General features: G+C 58.5%; 18 protein-coding genes and 1 tRNA gene. 8 read left to right on the top strand and 11 right to left on the bottom strand.

Translation table 11 applies throughout. The annotated features are described in order from the left end of the window. Positions 1-129: 129 nt before the first annotated feature. Complete coding sequence (locus tag ROLI_RS11780; protein ID WP_222869731.1) at positions 130-822, bottom strand: hypothetical protein; 693 nt, start codon at positions 820-822, stop codon at positions 130-132. A 205-nt stretch (positions 823-1,027) separates the two neighbouring features. Here ROLI_RS11780 and ROLI_RS11775 point away from each other — a divergent pair, with 205 nt between their 5' ends. Beyond that, positions 1,028-1,189, top strand: coding sequence for a hypothetical protein (locus ROLI_RS11775; RefSeq protein ID WP_187431425.1), 162 nt, complete (start codon positions 1,028-1,030; stop codon positions 1,187-1,189). A 14-nt stretch (positions 1,190-1,203) separates the two neighbouring features. Here ROLI_RS11775 and ROLI_RS11770 read toward each other — a convergent pair whose 3' ends face one another. The 3 genes from ROLI_RS11770 to ROLI_RS11760 all read right to left on the bottom strand — a co-directional run bounded on the left by ROLI_RS11770 (position 1,204) and on the right by ROLI_RS11760 (position 3,583). After that, positions 1,204-2,397 carry an IS91 family transposase gene (locus ROLI_RS11770; protein ID WP_187431424.1) on the bottom strand — a complete coding sequence of 398 codons (1,194 nt, stop codon included), beginning with the start codon at positions 2,395-2,397 and terminating at the stop codon, positions 1,204-1,206. A 10-nt stretch (positions 2,398-2,407) separates the two neighbouring features. Beyond that, complete coding sequence (locus tag ROLI_RS11765) at positions 2,408-3,295, bottom strand: site-specific integrase (RefSeq protein ID WP_187431423.1); 888 nt, start codon at positions 3,293-3,295, stop codon at positions 2,408-2,410. Positions 3,296-3,373: 78 nt separating this feature from the next. After that, positions 3,374-3,583 (bottom strand): hypothetical protein, encoded by a 210-nt coding sequence (locus ROLI_RS11760; protein WP_222869509.1) that lies wholly within the window; start codon positions 3,581-3,583, stop codon positions 3,374-3,376. 184 nt (positions 3,584-3,767) lie between these two features. Between ROLI_RS11760 and ROLI_RS11755 the strand changes: the two genes are divergently transcribed. Both ROLI_RS11755 and ROLI_RS11750 read left to right on the top strand, forming a co-directional pair. Then, the gene (locus tag ROLI_RS11755; RefSeq protein WP_222869508.1) at positions 3,768-4,694 is read left to right on the top strand and encodes a hypothetical protein; all 927 of its coding nucleotides are present in this window, start codon (positions 3,768-3,770) and stop codon (positions 4,692-4,694) included. 85 nt (positions 4,695-4,779) lie between these two features. After that, entirely contained in the window at positions 4,780-5,352 is a 573-nt protein-coding gene (locus ROLI_RS11750; RefSeq protein ID WP_338469266.1) for a tyrosine-type recombinase/integrase, read from the top strand. Positions 5,353-5,374: 22 nt separating this feature from the next. Here ROLI_RS11750 and ROLI_RS11745 read toward each other — a convergent pair. Further along, positions 5,375-5,451: transfer RNA gene (locus ROLI_RS11745), tRNA-Ile, on the bottom strand. Positions 5,452-5,580: 129 nt separating this feature from the next. On the opposite strand from ROLI_RS11745, the gene purM reads away from it, so the two are divergent. From purM to rnd, 3 genes are all read left to right on the top strand, one after another. Further along, positions 5,581-6,627: a phosphoribosylformylglycinamidine cyclo-ligase gene (gene purM / locus ROLI_RS11740; protein WP_187430112.1), complete on the top strand. Its 1,047-nt coding sequence runs from the start codon at positions 5,581-5,583 to the stop codon at positions 6,625-6,627. Then, positions 6,624-7,217 carry a phosphoribosylglycinamide formyltransferase gene (purN, locus tag ROLI_RS11735; protein ID WP_187430111.1) on the top strand — a complete coding sequence of 198 codons (594 nt, stop codon included), beginning with the start codon at positions 6,624-6,626 and terminating at the stop codon, positions 7,215-7,217. Before purM ends, purN begins: the two co-directional genes overlap by 4 nt. 92 nt (positions 7,218-7,309) lie before the next feature. Beyond that, on the top strand, positions 7,310-8,470 hold the full coding sequence (rnd, locus tag ROLI_RS11730; protein WP_187430110.1) for a ribonuclease D: 1,161 nt from the start codon (positions 7,310-7,312) through the stop codon (positions 8,468-8,470). Between the two features lie 25 nt (positions 8,471-8,495). Here the strand turns inward: rnd and ROLI_RS11725 are convergent, their stop codons facing one another. Continuing rightward, positions 8,496-8,999: a hypothetical protein gene (locus ROLI_RS11725; RefSeq protein ID WP_187430109.1), complete on the bottom strand. Its 504-nt coding sequence runs from the start codon at positions 8,997-8,999 to the stop codon at positions 8,496-8,498. Between the two features lie 122 nt (positions 9,000-9,121). On the opposite strand from ROLI_RS11725, the gene ROLI_RS11720 reads away from it, so the two are divergent. Then, positions 9,122-9,529: a SufE family protein gene (locus ROLI_RS11720; RefSeq protein ID WP_187430108.1), complete on the top strand. Its 408-nt coding sequence runs from the start codon at positions 9,122-9,124 to the stop codon at positions 9,527-9,529. A gap of 89 nt (positions 9,530-9,618) precedes the next feature. Here ROLI_RS11720 and ROLI_RS11715 read toward each other — a convergent pair whose 3' ends face one another. The 4 genes from ROLI_RS11715 to ROLI_RS11700 form a co-directional block, all read right to left on the bottom strand. Beyond that, positions 9,619-10,263: a DUF1638 domain-containing protein gene (locus ROLI_RS11715; protein WP_187430107.1), complete on the bottom strand. Its 645-nt coding sequence runs from the start codon at positions 10,261-10,263 to the stop codon at positions 9,619-9,621. A 64-nt stretch (positions 10,264-10,327) separates the two neighbouring features. Continuing rightward, on the bottom strand, positions 10,328-11,026 hold the full coding sequence (locus tag ROLI_RS11710) for a B12-binding domain-containing protein (RefSeq protein ID WP_187430106.1): 699 nt from the start codon (positions 11,024-11,026) through the stop codon (positions 10,328-10,330). Between the two features lie 214 nt (positions 11,027-11,240). After that, positions 11,241-14,390 (bottom strand): efflux RND transporter permease subunit, encoded by a 3,150-nt coding sequence (locus ROLI_RS11705; RefSeq protein WP_187430105.1) that lies wholly within the window; start codon positions 14,388-14,390, stop codon positions 11,241-11,243. After that, positions 14,390-15,544: an efflux RND transporter periplasmic adaptor subunit gene (locus tag ROLI_RS11700; protein WP_222869507.1), complete on the bottom strand. Its 1,155-nt coding sequence runs from the start codon at positions 15,542-15,544 to the stop codon at positions 14,390-14,392. Before ROLI_RS11700 ends, ROLI_RS11705 begins: the two co-directional genes overlap by 1 nt. Positions 15,545-15,625: 81 nt before the next feature. Between ROLI_RS11700 and ROLI_RS11695 the strand changes: the two genes are divergently transcribed. Further along, entirely contained in the window at positions 15,626-16,255 is a 630-nt protein-coding gene (locus tag ROLI_RS11695) for a TetR/AcrR family transcriptional regulator (protein WP_187430103.1), read from the top strand. Positions 16,256-16,260: 5 nt separating this feature from the next. Here the strand turns inward: ROLI_RS11695 and bmt are convergent, their stop codons facing one another. Beyond that, positions 16,261-17,280: a betaine--homocysteine S-methyltransferase gene (gene bmt, locus ROLI_RS11690; protein WP_187430102.1), complete on the bottom strand. Its 1,020-nt coding sequence runs from the start codon at positions 17,278-17,280 to the stop codon at positions 16,261-16,263. Positions 17,281-17,358: the final 78 nt, after the last annotated feature.

Here is a 17,358-nt window from a genome sequence, read left to right as displayed (position 1 = left end):
TGTTGCGCCAATGATCGTCCAGCCCGCTGCGTGAATGGGGGATTGCCCACCAAACTGGCGCTCTAGGAATTGATAAATGGTTTCGTCATCCCCGCGATGCTCAAACCGCGCAAAGCCGCCACCAACAGTCTAAAATTCAAGGGATGATACTTCGACCTCTGCAATGCGGTCGGCTGGTTCTGTGGGAAAGCTGGGATGTGAGCGCAGGTTGGCTAACAGCACGTCCCGCCGTGGCGTCTCAACGGGTGGGGCAGATTGCGGGGCAAAATGCTTTGAAAACGATGACGCGTATTCGTCACGCATCTTTTTTCCTCCACGGGCGCAAATTTCGACAATCCGCTCTTTGGCGTTGCAAGCGATCCCGACTTCCAAAACGCGTTGGACCACTTGGCGTTCCAACCCTTCGGATGGCCCAAAAGTCAATTCGCTTTCCGCGCTGGCCTCAACGTATATGGTGGCCTGTACGATTTCGGTTTCTTCGCCCGTGATTGGGTGGACCCGAATAGAGGTGTACCAATCAGCTTCACGCTTTCGATGTTCTGGCAATTCGAGAATAGCGATTGCATCGGCGACAAAGCTTGCACGGGCTATGTCATCGCCCAGCGCCCACGGCTTTCCGTCGTCTTCGAATTGAAAGGCGGACCAATTCTTACCGCCCGTGCGCTGCATTAAAGACCCCTGCACGGCAACGCGTTCCAATATCTTTGAGTGATCGATGGCCAGCATAAGCAAGATGTCCTGAATGCCCTGCAACCCTTCCAGATCAATGCGCTGGGCGCTGCATATTTGTTCCGCTGCGGTCATGGTTTGTGGAGTGGCCAAGCTGGCAAGGTGGTCCAATTCCGCTTTGACGCGATCTTGGTTGAGGTCAGGTAAGTTTAAGGTTTTTCGATGCGGGCCTGTGCGCGACTTTTCGGCTTAGTGTGAGTGTGGCCCGCGTTGGGAAACATGACTAGGAGGAAGCCGTGGGGTCTGGGCGCGCGCTATGGGGGAAGCGCCAATCAGGTTCAGCCGAGGATGCTGCGAGATGGAATTGCTTGGCATCATTTCTCATGGATTGGTGCCCTTGAGCGTCTTTTTCGGAGTGGCTTGGCACCAGTTTGGGCGCATTGGACGCCATCAATTTTCCTTCACCCAAGCCGATACCAGCCCAAAACGCGATGCAGTTCGGGGAATGGTCTTTGATTGATGACGTGCGCCCCGTCATGCTGCGGCCTTTCTGGGTGGTGCGCGGGATTGTGGTCTTTGGCCCCGCCGGAAGGTCTCGATGATGCGCATTTTCCCGCCGCAGCCGGGGCATGGGTCTCGCAGTGTGAGCGGGATGACCTCGGCGACTGGTGGGTCATCCTGTTTGGCGGTTTGTGCGCCAAGTAAGGTCCGAGCTTTTGCGATGTTAGCCTTACGGGTCGAACTGGCGAGCAGGCCATAATGGCGGATGCGGTGGAACCGGTCCGGTAGCACATGGATCAGAAAGCGGCGGATGAACTCTGATGTGGAAAGGTGCATGACGGATCGCCCGTCACCAGATTTGAAGCGATAATCTTTCCATCGGAACGCAACGGTGTTGGCATCGGCACTGATCAAACGGCTGTTTGAGATGGCGATGCGGTGCGTGTAGCGGCTGAGATAGGCGAGCACGGCTTCGGGCCCGCCGAATGGCGGTTTGGCATAGACCACCCATTTGGTTTTGCGCAGTGGGGCGAGATATGCGGCGAAGGCCTGTGGGTCCGACAGCCCGTTCAGATCGCCGAAGAAGGACAGTTCACCTGCGCGGTGCAGGGCAAGCAGCCCTTCGATAAACAGCCGCCGGAACAGTCGTGACAACACCCGCACATGTAGAAAGAACCCCGGCTTGCAAGCGATCCATCTCTTGCCATCTGACGACAGACCGCCGCCTGGGACAATCATGTGGACATGGGGATGGTGCGTAAGTGCCGACCCCCACGTATGAAGGACGCTGGTCATGCCAACCCGCGCGCCGAGCCGTTTGGGATCGGCTGCAATTGTCATCACCGTTTGCGCAGACGCTTTGAACAGTAGGCCATAGACGGCCTTCTTGTTCCAGTAGGCGATACGAGCGATCTGCGCAGGCAACGTGAAGACGACATGGAAATATTCCACGGGCAGCAGATCCTCGGCGCGCGCTTCCATCCAGTCGCGCGCGGCCGGACTCTGGCACTTGGGACAGTGCCGGTTCTTGCAGCTATTGTACGCAATGTGCATGTGGTTGCATTTGGTACAGGCCGCCACATGCCCGCCGAGCGCCTCAGTTCGGCAGGCTTCGATTGAGGACATCACTTTGAGCTGGGACAGGTTGACATGGCCCTTATTGACCTGCCGCCACGCAGGACCAAACTTTCGGAAAATATCCGCAATCTCCAGTTCTGGCCGGGGCACCCGGCCTCGGTTATTCCCGTCTGCGCTTGCGGGTCTGTACGTTCAGCCTTTTGAGAGCTTCAAACGGGCTGGGCGTATCCCGGATTGTTTTAGTCGCAACATGGGTATAACGCGCTGTCGTGCTCAGCTTGGCGTGACCCAGTAAGACCTGAATCACCCGCACATCCGTTCCAGCCTCCATAAGATGGGTGGCAAAGCTGTGCCGCAAGGTATGCAGCGTGGCTGGCTTTGAAATACCAACCAGATGTTTGGCCGAGTTGAACGCCCGACCCAATTGCCTCGACGTGACCGGATTGATCTTCGGCTTGCCCGGAAAGAGCCATCCCTCGGGGCGCGCTTCGCACCAATAGTCACGCAACAAGTCCAAGAGATCGGGTGACAGCATGACCTTGCGGTCCTTGCGCCCCTTGCCTTCATCGACATGGATTAACATCCGGTCACTATCGATATCGCTGACCTTGAGATTGCAAACCTCAGATGCCCGCAGACCCGCACCATAGGAAATACTTAGCGCCGCCCGATACTTCAGACCCGGGCCGGGTGCCGCAGCAAGAAGCTCCGAAACATCTTCGATACTCAGCACTGTTGGCAGCCTGCGTGGCTGCGTGCGGAACTGCATGTACTTCTTCATGTCTTCACGGTTGCAGGTTGTACCGAACAGGAACCGCAGCGCCATGATCCGCGCGTTGAATGTGGGCGGTGTCACTTCCGTATCGGTCATATGCAACTGATACGCCCGAAGATCATCTGGCGTGGCGGTATCGGGCGAGCGCCCAAGAAAACCAGAAAAGTGTTTGATCGCCCGAATGTGCGCCTTCTGAGCCTTGTCGCCCATCCCGTGGATGCGCATGTCTTCCATCATCCGCTCCCGAAGCGGGGTCATCTTCTCATGTGTCATGGGGAACTCCTGTCCGTTGATTGAGAAGCCTCAATCGTCAGACAGGTTCGTTAAATCTCAAAATCCACACGGCTAAAGTCAGCGCACAACACCCGCAACAATCGCCATTGCCGCGGCAGCGGCTTCGTCCAAGTCTGCAATGAGGCCGTTGATATCATTCACGAGCGTAGTTCCGCGCCCTTCGCTTTGCCAATTAAAGTCATCAGGGGCATGAACCCCTTTTGCATTTAGAAATGATGCCAAACGTGCGTCGGGGGATTTACGGATAAAGCCGCTGAATGAAGCCATGAGTTGTGCCTTTGAATATTTCAAAGTCTATATGTGGTGTTCACAGGCGTGTGATGCAAGTCGCGGTTGTGCTTTAGCTTGCTGGCGCGCAACTTTGTCAGGCAAACCAGACGCATCGAGAACGAATACCTTAATCCCTAGACTGGTGACAACTGGTCTCCTAAACAGATATGACGCAGATAGGGTGACCAATGAGCCAACGACTGATCACAGCTACCTTGCAGACTTGGATCGTATTCGTAAGGTCAGCGGATCACTTACCGAAGGCGTCATAAGTGAAGCGTTCAAAGACTTGCTTAAGTCGTGGGCCAAGTCGGACAATCTGATCTTCATTAATCAGTATCCCATGCAATCCAGCCTCAAGAAACGCATTCGCCCCGATGGGGCAATTCTGTACGATGTGCACGTCCCTTTGGGGTATTGGGAAGCCAAGGACACCGACGATGATTTGGACGCAGAAATTGAAGCTAAGCTGCGAACGGGCTACCCTCAAGACAACATAATTTTTGAAGATTCCCGCGTTGCCGTCCTATGGCAGGATCGTAATGAAATCACCCGTTGCGATATGACGGACATTGCTGGGCTTGAACAACTGCTGTCCTTGTTCTTCAGCTATGAGCGGCCCGAAATCGCCAAATTCCGGCAGGCCGTTGAGCAATTCAAAACCGATTTGCCCGCCGTCTTGATCGCTTTGCGTGAAAAGATCGACGAGGCATACAAAACCAACGCAACCTTCAAAACGGCAGCTAAGAAATTTCTTGCCCACGCCTGTGAAACGATCAACCCCACGTTGGGGCGCGATGATGTGCGCGAAATGCTGATCCAAAGGGACGCGAAACTGGTTTCTTGGGACTTCATCCAGAGACTGGCTCAAAAGAAAATCCAAGGCTTTCGGGCGAACATTGGCGACGCTGGAAATTATCTCGATAGGATTTACGAAAGCAGCGCGGAGCAGGCTGCGAATATCGTTACAGATTATCGCGATCGGTTCGTGATCGAATTGATTCAGAACGCTTATGATGCTCATCCAACGGATAAGCCAAAGTGCCGAGTGCAAAATCGCCAGCCGCTGCTCATCACTCCATTTTCCCTTATTTCCGCACAATGTTAAGAACGGGGGGTGACCATTCGCACGGAGTGATGAGTCCCCGTCTTCAACTTTTTCCGTAGGCTATCATTCGTGGGATGAGGGTGAGATTGCTCGCTTCTACGAGGCTCATCCGCTTGGTTCACCTGCTCATATCTGCATGACATTAATGCTCTACACTGGTGCCGCAAAAGTTGATGCTGTGAAGCTGGGGCCTGCCAACATAAAAGACGGACGGATCGAGTACCGCCGCCAGAAGACCAAAAAGAACCCAAGCGGAGTACTGATCAGCTTACCAATCCATCCGGCTTTAGCAACGGCATTGGCTGCCAGACCGGTTACGTTCACCTACCTCGAAACTGGCCAAAAGAAAGCCCGCTCTCCTAAGGGGTTGGGTACATCGATGCGCAAATGGTGCGACAAAGCTGGCTTGCCACTATGTTCCTCGCATGGTCTGCGGAAGGCTATTTGCCGCCGTATTGCTGAAGCGAGCGGAACACCACATGAAATCATGGCGGTAAGCGACCATGTAACGCTTTCCATGGCACAGAAGTACTGTGAGACGTTTGGTCGTCGTGATATGGCTGATACCGCCATTTCTCGGTTAGTCGGCACGAAAACGGAACAAAACTTGACGAACCACCCTGAAAGGTTCGTCAAAAAGTCACCTAACACCCTATAATAAAAGGATAATAAATAGTATTTGGTAGGCCCGGCAGGACTTGAACCCGCAACCAAAGCGTTATGAGCGCTCTGCTCTAACCAGTTGAGCTACAGGCCCGCCATAATATTGTGCTAAGCCGCACAGCTGCGCGCGTCAAGAGGGGGATCACCCATTGCCAGACATTGCAAGCAGGCCATGAATGCTCTAACCCGCAGACAGGAAATCGGTCGCGCGGAGAAGCGAAACATGACACTGCCCAAAAACGGGATCACCTATGCCGATGCGGGCGTGGACATTGACGCTGGCAATGCGCTGGTGGATCGGATCAAACCCGCGGCCAAACGGACAAATCGGTCTGGTGTGATGGCGGGTTTGGGCGGCTTTGGTGCCCTGTTTGACCTTCGGGACGCGGGCTACCGCGATCCCATTCTGGTGGGCGCCACGGACGGTGTTGGCACCAAGCTGCGCATTGCCATCGATACCGGACATGTTGAGGGTGTCGGTATTGATCTGGTGGCGATGTGTGTCAACGATCTGGTGTGTCAGGGCGCAGAGCCATTGTTTTTCCTGGATTATTTCGCAACCGGCGCGCTTGAAACGGAAAAAGCAGCGCGGATCATCGAGGGTATCGCCACGGGATGCGAGCGGGCGGGCTGCGCCTTGATCGGCGGTGAAACGGCGGAAATGCCGGGCATGTATCCGGCGGGTGATTTCGATCTGGCGGGGTTCTCGGTGGGCGCGCTGGAACGCGGTGCGGATCTTCCCAAGGATGTGGCTGTAGGGGATGTGCTGCTGGGGCTGGCCTCGGACGGGGTGCACTCCAACGGCTACAGTCTGGTGCGCAAGCTTGTGGAATTATCCGGCTTGACATGGGATGATGATTGCCCATGGTCTGACGCGACATTGGGAGCGGATTTGCTGACGCCAACGCGTCTTTATGTCAAACCGACCTTGGCGGCGATCCGGGCCGGGGGCGTGCATGCGCTGGCGCATATCACCGGCGGCGGGCTGAGCGAAAACCTGCCCCGGGTTTTGCCGGAAGGCACGGGCGTCGAGATCGACCTGACCACCTGGGCGCTGCCGGAGGTTTTCAGCTGGATGGCGCGCACCGGAGGCATGGCGGAGACGGAAGTGCTCAAGACCTTCAATTGCGGCATGGGCATGATCCTCGCGGTGGACCCGAATGAGGCGGATGCTTTGACCGCTCTGCTGGCCGCGCACGGCGAAGACGTCAGCCGGATCGGCAGCGTCACCGATCAGGCGGGGGTGCGCTACACGGGCTCGCTTTTGTGAGCAAACGCGTCGCAATCTTAATTTCCGGCGGCGGGTCCAACATGTTGAAACTGCTGGAAAGCATGACGGGGGATCACCCGGCACGACCTTGCGTGGTGCTGTCAAATGACGCTGGAGCAGGCGGGTTGGAGCTTGCCGAAGCGCGCGGCGTGCCGAGCGAAGTGGTGCGGCATCAACCCTTTGACGGTGACCGGGTCGCATTTGAAAACGCCATTTCGGGCGCCTTGGCGCATCACGCGCCCGATATCATCTGTCTGGCCGGGTTCATGCGTAAATTGACGGCGGGTTTCGTTGATCCGTGGCGGGGCAGGATGCTCAATATCCACCCGTCTTTACTGCCGAAATATAAAGGATTAAACACCCACGCGCGCGCGCTGGCGGCGGGCGACCGGGTGCATGGATGCACCGTGCATGAGGTGACACCTCTGTTGGATGATGGCCCGGTTTTGGGTCGGGCCGAAGTGCCCGTTTTGCCCGATGATACGGCCGAAAGCCTTGCCGCACGGGTTCTGGCACAGGAGCACCTGTTATACCCGGCGGTCTTGCGGCGCTTTGCGGCCGGGGACCGGCGATTGGTGCAACTGCCTTGAGGCCATGTTCAGAGTTCTGGTCAATCCTGCGGGGCTCGTGTAACAATTTTAGGACCGGGTTGATGAATAGCTGAACGAAAAGAAACGCCCTGATGAAAACACTCACGACGACTGACGAACTCGCTGCTTTTTGCAAGGAGGCAGCAGGGCATGATTATGTGACGCTGGACACTGAATTCCTGCGCGAGCGGACTTATTATTCTAAACTCTGCCTGATCCAGATGGCGATGCCGGGCAAAGATGACAGCAATGCGGTTCTGGTCGATCCGCTGTCCGGGAATATGTCGCTTGAGCCGCTTTATGAGCTTTTCCGGGATACCTCAGTGGTCAAGGTGTTTCACGCCGCACGCCAGGATCTGGAAATCTTCTATGTGGATGCGCAGGTCTTTCCCGAACCGCTTTTTGACACGCAGGTGGCGGCGATGGTCTGTGGCTTTGGTGAGCAGGTGGGATATGAAACCTTGGTGCGCCGCATTGCGAAACAACCGCTGGATAAGACCTCGCGTTTTACGGATTGGTCGCGCCGTCCGCTGACGGATGCGCAAAAGACATACGCGCTGGCGGATGTTACCCATCTGCGTGACATTTATGAATATCTGGCCAAGGAGCTGGCGCGTAATGAGCGCGCGCGGTGGGTCAATGAAGAGCTCACTGTCCTGACCACACCCGATACCTATATCGTAACGCCGGATCAGGCCTGGTTGCGGGTTAAAACGCGCACGAATTCGCCCAAATTTCTGGCGGTTGTGCGCGAATTGGCCGCGTTTCGCGAGACTTTCGCACAGGAGCGCAATATTCCGCGTAATCGCGTCTATAAGGATGACGCTTTGGTCGAATTGGCCTCCAATAAGCCCAAGTCCCTTGAAGAGCTTGGCCGTGCGCGGCTCCTGCTGCGCGAGGCGCGGCGGGGCGATATTGCCGACGGGATTCTCAAGGCTGTCGCCGCTGGCGTGGCGTGCCCCTCCGATCAGATGCCCCAACCGGACCGCACGCGCGACAAATTGCAGGTGAACCCGGCTCTGGCGGACCTGCTGCGCGTTCTGCTCAAGGCCAAGACGGAAAGTGCAGGAGTCGCGGCCAAACTCATTGCGCCCACATCTGATCTGGATGCGATTGCCGCCGGTCTGCGTGATGTGCCGGCTTTGTCGGGATGGCGCAAGGAGGTCTTCGGGCTGGATGCCTTGCGGCTGTGTGAAGGAAAAATCGCGCTGACCGCAGATGGATCCGATGTGCGCATTGTCGCGCTGGATTAACGGTCTTTTGGCCGATTGCCGGGCGTCAGCGCCGGGCAGTCATGCTGTTGTTTCGGGCCTCTACACGAATGGTGCGGGTCCCTTGCAGGGTTTGATTGCTCACTTTGCGGGCAACGATGATCTCCCGGCTCGCGGTCGGACCCCCGAGCGCGCCGGGTCCTTGCAAGCCTTCCAAACGATAGGTTAGCACGCCGTCAACGGCTTTTTGCTCTGCGTTGCCAGGGGTCAGCTGCACCGCATAAAAACCCTGTCTCGCGGCCAGGCCCGTAACGCGGATGATGATGCCATCCGCAATCCGTTCGATAACGACGCTGCTGACACTGTCCATGGGCTGACCCAGAAAGCCAACTTCTTCGTTGCTTGATTTGAACAGCCCGGTCCGTTCCGGAATCAGGGGATTGGTGTTTTCCGCCGCCGGGGCGACAGTCGTGCGGCTGGAACCAGCAAACCAATTAAACGGGTTGGCCTTGGTCGCACAACCGGAAACCACGAGTGTGGACATCAAAAGGGCGGAAATTGTAATGCGCATCGGGCCTGCCGTTTGTTCTTGTAAGATTGAACTATCTTATCTGCGCCCCGTTGAAAAGCGTCAAGGTTGCTGGACCTTTCGGCGCGCAAGCCCTACCTGAGGCAGAGGATAAGAGGACCGTTATGGCGCAGGCTGATTTTGAAGAACTGGTAGAAGATTTCGAATTCCTGGAGGATTGGGAAGACCGGTATCGTTTGGTGATTGAGGAGGGCAAGGCGATGCCCCCGCTGGAGGATGCGCTGAAGGTGCCGGCCACCAGGGTCGACGGCTGCGCCAGTCAGGTCTGGTTGCATGCGGTGATCGAAAAAGACACCTTGCATTTTGACGGGGAGAGCGACGCGATGATCGTGAACGGTCTGATTGCAGTGCTGCGAAAACTCTATAATGGGCTGTCGCCGCAGGACGTTCTGGAGATCGATGCGCGCGCGGCCATGGGACGGCTTGGTCTGAACGAGCATCTCTCTGCGCAGCGCTCCAATGGTTTACGTGCGATGATTGAACGCATCCGCCAGGTCGCCGCCGCGGCTTGATCCAAAGGAGGCGTCACAGACGCCACGCCATAGCTTAAATTTCCTTGCGGAAATTCTCAGGCCGCTGGCCGGGGTTTCATTGGGAGAGGTCAGGGTTTCAAATCAGCCAATGCTGTTGCAAGATCACCATATCCGGTGAGGCGGCGTTCAAAGGCGAGGCCCAGAAATGCCGCGCAGTCCTGTGCCTTTTGTGTCAGCGCCGGATCGTCGGTTTGCGCCTGATACACCAGTTTTTCATAGTTTCCGAAATACATGTCACGCAATTGCGGATGGCGATCAAGCCCCATGGGTTTGACCACAAAGGCATCAAATTGACGCACGAGGAAATCGGTCAGGTAGAAGGCCGTGATTTCGCTGTCGCTGTGCTCGGCAAAGCGCGCGTTGCCTTCGAAAAAAGAATAGCAGTGCGGCCCTGCGATCATCTCTACCGCAAGTTCGCGACAGGCGGCCTGCAAAAGCCCGCCCGTGCCGCAATCCGCATAAACAACGAAGATCTGATCATAGGCCGCACGGTGTTTTGTCACCGCCTCCCGCACGCCTTGCGTGATTTTTTCAGGGTAAAGATGATAGTTGGCGGGCAGGCAAGTCAGATCCAGGTGGGTCCAGCCATTGGCCTTGCGCAGATCGAGTATCTCGCGCGCCAAGGCACCGCAGGCGATCAGCAGGACCCTGCCGGTTTGCGCCGCCAACGGCAACCCGGTCCTGGTAAGGTCGCTATCGCTCAGTTTTTGCATCACCCACCCCGTAAGAAGCCCGCGCCGTTGACACGACACAGGCCCTGAAACCGGTGCCGCATTGTCAGGCGGATTTTTGATTGTGCTTGCGCGCAACCCATTCTTTGGCCGTTTCCACGGCGACCGCAGCATCCCGGCAATAGGCGTCCGCGCCAATGGCCTTGCCGAATTCCTCGTTCAGCGGCGCACCCCCGACCAGTACGATATAGTCATCGCGGATGCCCTGTTCGATCATCGTGTCGATCACGACCTTCATATAGGGCATCGTCGTGGTCAGCAGAGCGGACATGCCCAGAATATCGGGACCTTCTTTTTCCATCGCGTCAAGATAGGCATCGACCGCATTGTTGATCCCCAGATCAACAACTTCGAAACCCGCGCCCTCCATCATCATGCCAACGAGGTTCTTGCCAATGTCGTGGATGTCGCCCTTGACGGTGCCGATGACCATCTTGCCGACACGCGGCGCGCCGGTTTCGGCCAGCAGGGGTTTGAGGATGGACATGCCACCCTTCATCGCGTTGGCCGCCAGCAGCACTTCGGGCACAAACAGGATACCGTCGCGGAAATCTGCGCCCACGATGGTCATGCCCCCGACCAGCGCCTTGGTCAGAATGTCATAGGGTTCCCATCCGCGTTCCAGCAAGATATTGACGGATTCCATGATCTCGTCGCGCAGCCCGTCATAGAGGTCATCGAACATCTGCTGAACAAGTTCTTCGTCGTCCAGCTCTGACAGGATGATATCGTCTTCGTCCGACATTGGTTTTCCTTTGTTGCCGCACCGGAAAGCCGGGCGAGAAGTATAATCCCTTTTGACAGAACGTCCGCTTGTGACTTTCCAAATTACGACACGAAGGTAACATTGTGCGACGCTATGCCACCGTTGGTATCGCAAATCGGCCGCCCCCCGCAACCTGAGGGAGGTGTGTGGGGGGCCGAATTCTTTTCATAATCATCTAGAGCTTAACAGGGGGTTACTCGGCCGCCTGCATCACTTTGAGGGCTGTGGCCTGTGATGGTTTCATTGCTTCTTCTGGTGGGGTTGTTTTGGTCTTGCCCGCATAGAGCAGGGCAAACATCGGGGGCGTGAAGTAAAACGACACCACCGTCGACAGCAATACGCCACCGGCCACGGACATGGCAAAAGGCGGCCAGAAGCCACCTCCCGCCAGGATCAGGGGCAAGAACCCTCCGAATGTCGTGATGGTCGTGCTGATGATGTGGCGGCTGGAGCCCATCAACACATCGACCATCGCCTCCGGGTCTGCGAGGCGCGCGCCCGGATCATCGCGCAATCCGGTCATGATAATGATGGCAGCGTTGATGGAAACGCCAATGGAGCCGATGACGCCGATGATGGCATTGATACCAAAAGGGTATTGGAAAATCGCCAGCGCCAGAATGGAGAGCCCGGCAGAGAGCACGCTGACGATCAGGGCGATGGCCGAGAGCCGGAAGGAGTTGAAGGTCATCACGATGGCCGCAATGGACAGGGTGACAATCAGGCCCAGCGAGGCAAGCAGGTTGCCAAGTGTTTCGGCGCGCGCATCGCTGTCACCGCCAATTTCGAGGCGATATCCAGCGGGCAGCGTGAAGCCTTCGGCGTCCAGCGCCGCGCGGACCTGTGCCAGGGCTTCTTCGGGCAGCACATCGCGTAGAATAAAGGCCTGAATGGTATTGACCCGCTCGGCGTTGCGCCGGGTGATGATCGGCTCGCCGGGGGTCAGCGTGACATCGGCGATGGCCGAAAGCGGCACGCCGGGGAACAGCCCGCGTGCTGATTGCGCCGCCGCATCAGGAGGCAGAAGGATCATATCCGCAATCGCGCTCAGATCACTGCGTGTCGCATCGCCAAATCGGACGCGGACGGGTAATTCTTCGGAACCCTCGAGCAGAGAGCCGCCAGTGACGCCCTCCAGCCCTGCCTCTAGCTGGCGCGAGATCATGGAGAGGTCGAACCCCGTTTGGCGCGCCTTGGCTTCATTCACGGTGAGGCTGACCTCGGGGGCGCCTGTGCTCACGGTGCCACGGCTCAGCGTGACCGCATCCACATCCGAGATGATGCGGCGCATCTGCGCGCCCGTCGCGCGCAGGGTGTCCAGATCCGGCCCGACAAGGCGCAACTCGACCGGTGCATCCACCGGTGGGCCTTGTACCAGTCCCCGCACCAGAACCTGCGCTTCGGGCGCGACGGCACCGATCTCGCGCTCCAACCGGGCGATCAGCGTTTCGGTCGCAGCGGGGGAATGGGTCGTCACCAACGCCTGCGCAAAACGTGCGGCATCCGCGCGCGCGCTGACCATGTTGTAATAAAAGGCGGGCGCGGATTTTGCGATGACCCAGGACACCTGGCGGACTTCGGGTGCGGCGCGCAGCAGCGCATCAAGCCGTTCCGCGACCTGCCGGGTCTGGCCGATGGCGGCACCAGGGCGCAGATCGACCTCGATGTGGAATTGATCACGCTCCACGCCCGGAAAAAATTGTGCTGTCAGCAGCGGCATCGACATAAAACCCAACACCGGCAGGACCAGCGAAAAGGCGACCGAGCGCAAGGGGTTGCGCATGGCCCAGCGGAGCGTTGCGGCAAAACCCTGCGACAGCCTGCGGCTTTTGATGCCGTTGGCGATGATGCCGGTCTTGCCCGCGGCGGGCATGACCCATCCGGCGATGGCCGGGGTAACGGTCACGGCGATCACGAAGGACCATAGCAACATGGTGACCACGGCGATGGCGATGGAGCCGACGAAATCACCCGCAGGTCCGGGCAACAGGATCATTGGCGTGAAAGAGAGCGCGGTGGTCACGGTCGAGGCCAGCAGCGGAGCAAAGAGCCTGCGCACCGACCCCTTTACGGCTTTGTGGCGTGTCTCACCCTTGGCGATGCGCTGGCCGACCTCGTCGGTCATGACGATCCCCGCGTCCACCAGCAGGCCAAGCGCCACAATTAACCCGGTGACCGACATCTGGTGGATGGCAAGGCCGATAACATTCATCGTGGCCAGCGTCGCCAGCGAGACCAGCGGCAGGATCAGCGCGACAATCAGGGCCGCGCGCACGCCCATCGTGATCAGCAAAACACCAACCACCAGCGCCACACCGATCGCCATATTGCCGCCAACCTCGGCGAGGCGCTCAGCCGTATAGCGGCTCTGATCAAAGATCAGCTCGGCGGTGATGCTGCTGGGGACATCGCCCTGAAACGCCGCCAGCGCGGTTTTGACGCGGCCCATCCAGATATCCACCTGCAAGCCATCCTCCAGCTTGGCCGCGATCAGAACGGCAGGCGCGCCGTTGTGCAGGGCGGCCTCAGAGAGGGGCAGGCGCGGCCCCCGCGTGACCTCGGCAACATCGGAAATACGCGTCACCTGACCCTGCGGCCCCTCGCGCAGGATCAGGGTGCGGACCCGCTCCAGCGCGGTAATGTCGCCCGCTACGTCGATGATCATTTCATTGGCAAAACTGCGCAGGCGCCCCGCCTGACCTTTGCTGTCTCCCCGCGCAATCGCGCCCGCCACATCATCTGCGCTCAGGCCAAGAGTGGCTGCCTTGATGGGATCGAGCGTGACCAGCACTTCTTCTTGCGGCCCGCCAAAGGTCTCGACCTGTTTGGTGCCGGACAGGCTACGAATGTCATCGGCAAGGCTTTCGCCAAACCGCCCCATGATGCTCAGCGGCACATCCTTGTGATTGGCCGATAAGGCAATGATCGCACCGAATGTGCCTGCGCCGTCCGATGAAAAATCGGGCGTCATCACCCCTTGCGGGAAGGCGGCTTGTGCATCTCCAAGCGCGTCGCGGATTTCTGACCAGACCTGCTCGATCCGATCATCGGCCAATGTGTCCAGCAGATCGACCTGGACAATCGAGATGCCCGTGGCAGAGGTCGAATTGATTTCATCCACTTCGGGGATTTCGCGCAGCGCGTCTTCGATTTCCGCCGTGACCAGCGTTTCAACGCGGGCGGGATCCGCGCCGGGGTAGGGGGTCGTGATTGTGGCAAAGAGATTGGTGATCGTGGGGTCTTCCTGGCGCCCGATGGCCAGCAGGGACGACAGCCCCGCAGCAATGATGACCAGCAGGGCGAGTGCGACGATGCGGGGCTGGCGAAAGGTCAGCGTTTCCATCAGCTTGCGGCGTCGATTACGCGGACGCTCTGGCCCTTGACGACGCGGTGCGGCCCGTCGGTGATGTAACGTGTCCCCGGCGCGAAGGTGCCGCGCACAAAGGCGCGCTCGCCATCCGAGAACAGTATTTCCACGGCTTCGCTTTGGACCGTGCTCGCGCCCTTGGGTACAATCATCAAGCGCCATAATCCGCGCGGCGCGTCCTGCAAGGCCGAAAGCGGCACCCAGGCCCCGCGCTCCTTGACCTGTTGGTGCAGGGCCAACGTCCCGATGTCGCGCAACGGCGGCAGGCCATCCCCTGTGAAGTTGAACAAAACCGTACGGGTGCGTGTGGCATTGTCCAGTTCCGGCAGAATGGCATGGAATTCCAACGGATAGGCGGTCCCCGCGAAGACGGCCTCGAATGCAGCGCTGCGCTCCAACGTGTCAACGACGCCGGGTGCCAGGCCGACGCGAAATTGTTGCCCGTGGGTTTGCACCAACGACAGGATCGGTTGCCCTGCGCCAACAGCACCGCCCGTATCGACCAACCGTGTGGAGACGGTTGCGGGAAAGGGCGCGCGCAGTTCGGATTTTTCCAACTGTAGTGCAATGGATATGAGGCTCGCGTCAATTTCTGCGATCCGCGCTTCCAACTCGATGAGGCGCAGGGCGATGTTGTCCACCGCCTGCCTGGAGGCGAAGCCACGTTCGCGCAATTCGGTTTGGCGATCTGTCGTGCGTCGGGCGAGTTCCGCCTGCGCTTCCAGCGCGCGGCGTACGGCGCCCAGACGGGTTTGTTCCGCCTCAATCATGCGCGTATCCAGACGCGCGATCAGCGCTCCGGCGGAGACCGTATCGCCCTCATCCACCGCCAGCTGCGCCACTGTTCCGCCTTGCTCAAAGGCCATATTGGTGCGCTGTGACGCCTCGATCTGTCCGGGAAAGCGGCGCATCACCTGATACCCGTCCTCAAGCGTCAGGGGGGCCGTGAGCACCGCCATCGGCGCGGTGGCATCGGGGGCTGTTACCGCCTGTGCACGCGCGGCCAAATGGCTTTGTGCTACAATCACCAGACCGATTGCCACCCCGATCAGCAAAAGTGTAAAGACGCGCGTGCCCGCTTGCCGTACAATCAGATTCAAATCAGGTTTTGAAAGGGCAGTGGTGGACATTCTGCGGACCTGCGATATGAAGTAAGTATCACTAACATATGTGATAGGCTCTCACTTTAATCAAGCAAAAAGGGATATTTCTTGTCAGTTTCCTCGCCTGCCGCTCAGGATCGGCGTACAACCTATCACCATGGTGATCTGCGCGGCCAGCTTCTGAGCGTGGTGCGTGAACTGGTCGAACTCCATGGTCCTGAAGGGTTTTCCGTGGCTGAAGCCGCGCGCCGGGCCGGGGTCAGCACGGCGGCCCCCTACAAACATTTCAAAGACCGCACGGATTTATTGAATGCCCTCGTGTCGGATGCAATGGACCGCTTGGCGCTGCAAATGGCACGGGAACGCGACCGGCATCCGGCGGGCTCGCTCGCGGCGGTGGGAGGAATCGGCAAGGCCTATATTGATTTCGCAAAAGCCGAACCGGGTATTTTTCGGCTCATGTTCGGGTTGACCGAGGGACAGGAGGAAGATGATTGCCTGCAACAAAAAGGCGACGCCTGCTTTGACATCGTCGTGAGGGCCTGTGCGGATTATCTGGGATCGCAAGCCGCCCCTGAAATCGCAGCGCGTTCGGCTTACGTGTTATGGACCAGCGTGCATGGTCATGCGTTTCTGAGCATCGACAAAAAGAACAAGACGGAGGCCAAGGCGCTTGAGGACTGGGATTTTCTGATGGTGGTGGGCCGGGGCATTCTGGGACCATCCGCTACCGGGTAGGGCGGTTAACTGGCGCGGCGGCGGCGCGATGTGCGCCGTGCGGGGGCTTCATCATCGCCGGTGCCGTCGCTTGCCGAGGAAAACGCGCCCAGACGATCCACGATTTCTTCGAGCGCGGGCGGGTGATCCATGCTGCGCGTGTCCAGAGCCTCGCGCATATGGCGCAGGTGTTCGGGCATTGTGCCGCAACACCCGCCAATGATCCGCGCGCCGCAAGCCCGTGCCATCACCGCATAATCCGCCATCAATTCCGGTGTGCCATCATAATGAATGTGGCCCTCGACGTATTTGGGAATGCCCGCGTTGCCCTTGGCGATGATCGGGCGTTCGGGGCCCTGCGCAGAAAAGCCAAGGATCGTGCGCAACAGATCGGACGCCCCGGTGCCGCAATTGGCCCCGAAAGCCAGCGGCGCGTGATCACCCAGCCCGTCAACCATCTTTACCATATCCGCACTGGTCAGACCCATCATGGTGCGCCCGGCAGTGTCAAAACTCATCGTGCCAACCCAGTCGAGACCGGCCAGCGTGAAACCCTCAGCAGCGGCGCGGTATTCTTCGGGCGCGGAGATTGTTTCCAGCCAGCCGACATCCGCCCCGCCGGATTTCAGACCATCTGCGGCCTCATGAAACATCTCGACCGCCAGCGCATGGCTCAGCGTGCCGACGGGTTCCATGATCTCGCCGGTTGGACCAACCGAGCCGGCCACAATCACCGTGCGCCCGGCGGTATCGGCCACGTCGCGCGCGATCTCGGCAGAGACGCGCGCCAGCTCATGCGTGCGCTTTTCCGCATTATGCAGTTTGAGGCGCGAGGCATTTGCCCCGAATGAATTGGTCAGGAAAACATCACTTCCCGCATCAACAGCACCCTTATAGAGCGTCTTGATTTTGCCGGGCTCTTCGGTATTCCACATCTCCGGCGCGTCCCCGGACATCAGCCCCATGTTGAACAGGTTCGTACCCGTCGCGCCATCCGCCAGCAGCGTACCGTTTGCACTCAGCAGTTTCATCAGGGGGTTTGTCATCAGGAGCCTCGCGCGGAAAAACAGGCCTTGCTTTCGCACGCGCACCTCCTCTTAGCAAACTCATAAAACTCATCTTGG

This window comes from Roseobacter fucihabitans (genome assembly GCF_014337925.2).
GTDB lineage: Bacteria > Pseudomonadota > Alphaproteobacteria > Rhodobacterales > Rhodobacteraceae > Roseobacter > Roseobacter fucihabitans.
The sequence above is the reverse complement of the archived record's forward strand: the minus strand, read 5'-3'. Positions and strand labels throughout refer to the sequence as shown.

Excerpts from the sequence above, each read along its gene's own strand:
- ROLI_RS11775 (WP_187431425.1), top strand. The coding sequence starts at position 1,028 with ATGGAATTGCTTGGCATCATTTCTCATGGATTGGTGCCCTTGAGCGTC.
- ROLI_RS11765 (WP_187431423.1), bottom strand. The coding sequence starts at position 3,295 with ATGACACATGAGAAGATGACCCCGCTTCGGGAGCGGATGATGGAAGAC.
- ROLI_RS11760 (WP_222869509.1), bottom strand. The coding sequence starts at position 3,583 with ATGGCTTCATTCAGCGGCTTTATCCGTAAATCCCCCGACGCACGTTTG.
- purM (WP_187430112.1), top strand. The coding sequence starts at position 5,581 with ATGACACTGCCCAAAAACGGGATCACCTATGCCGATGCGGGCGTGGAC.
- rnd (WP_187430110.1), top strand. The coding sequence starts at position 7,310 with ATGAAAACACTCACGACGACTGACGAACTCGCTGCTTTTTGCAAGGAG.
- ROLI_RS11725 (WP_187430109.1), bottom strand. The coding sequence starts at position 8,999 with ATGCGCATTACAATTTCCGCCCTTTTGATGTCCACACTCGTGGTTTCC.
- ROLI_RS11720 (WP_187430108.1), top strand. The coding sequence starts at position 9,122 with ATGGCGCAGGCTGATTTTGAAGAACTGGTAGAAGATTTCGAATTCCTG.
- ROLI_RS11715 (WP_187430107.1), bottom strand. The coding sequence starts at position 10,263 with ATGCAAAAACTGAGCGATAGCGACCTTACCAGGACCGGGTTGCCGTTG.
- ROLI_RS11710 (WP_187430106.1), bottom strand. The coding sequence starts at position 11,026 with ATGTCGGACGAAGACGATATCATCCTGTCAGAGCTGGACGACGAAGAA.
- ROLI_RS11705 (WP_187430105.1), bottom strand. The coding sequence starts at position 14,390 with ATGGAAACGCTGACCTTTCGCCAGCCCCGCATCGTCGCACTCGCCCTG.
- ROLI_RS11700 (WP_222869507.1), bottom strand. The coding sequence starts at position 15,544 with ATGTCCACCACTGCCCTTTCAAAACCTGATTTGAATCTGATTGTACGG.
- bmt (WP_187430102.1), bottom strand. The coding sequence starts at position 17,280 with ATGACAAACCCCCTGATGAAACTGCTGAGTGCAAACGGTACGCTGCTG.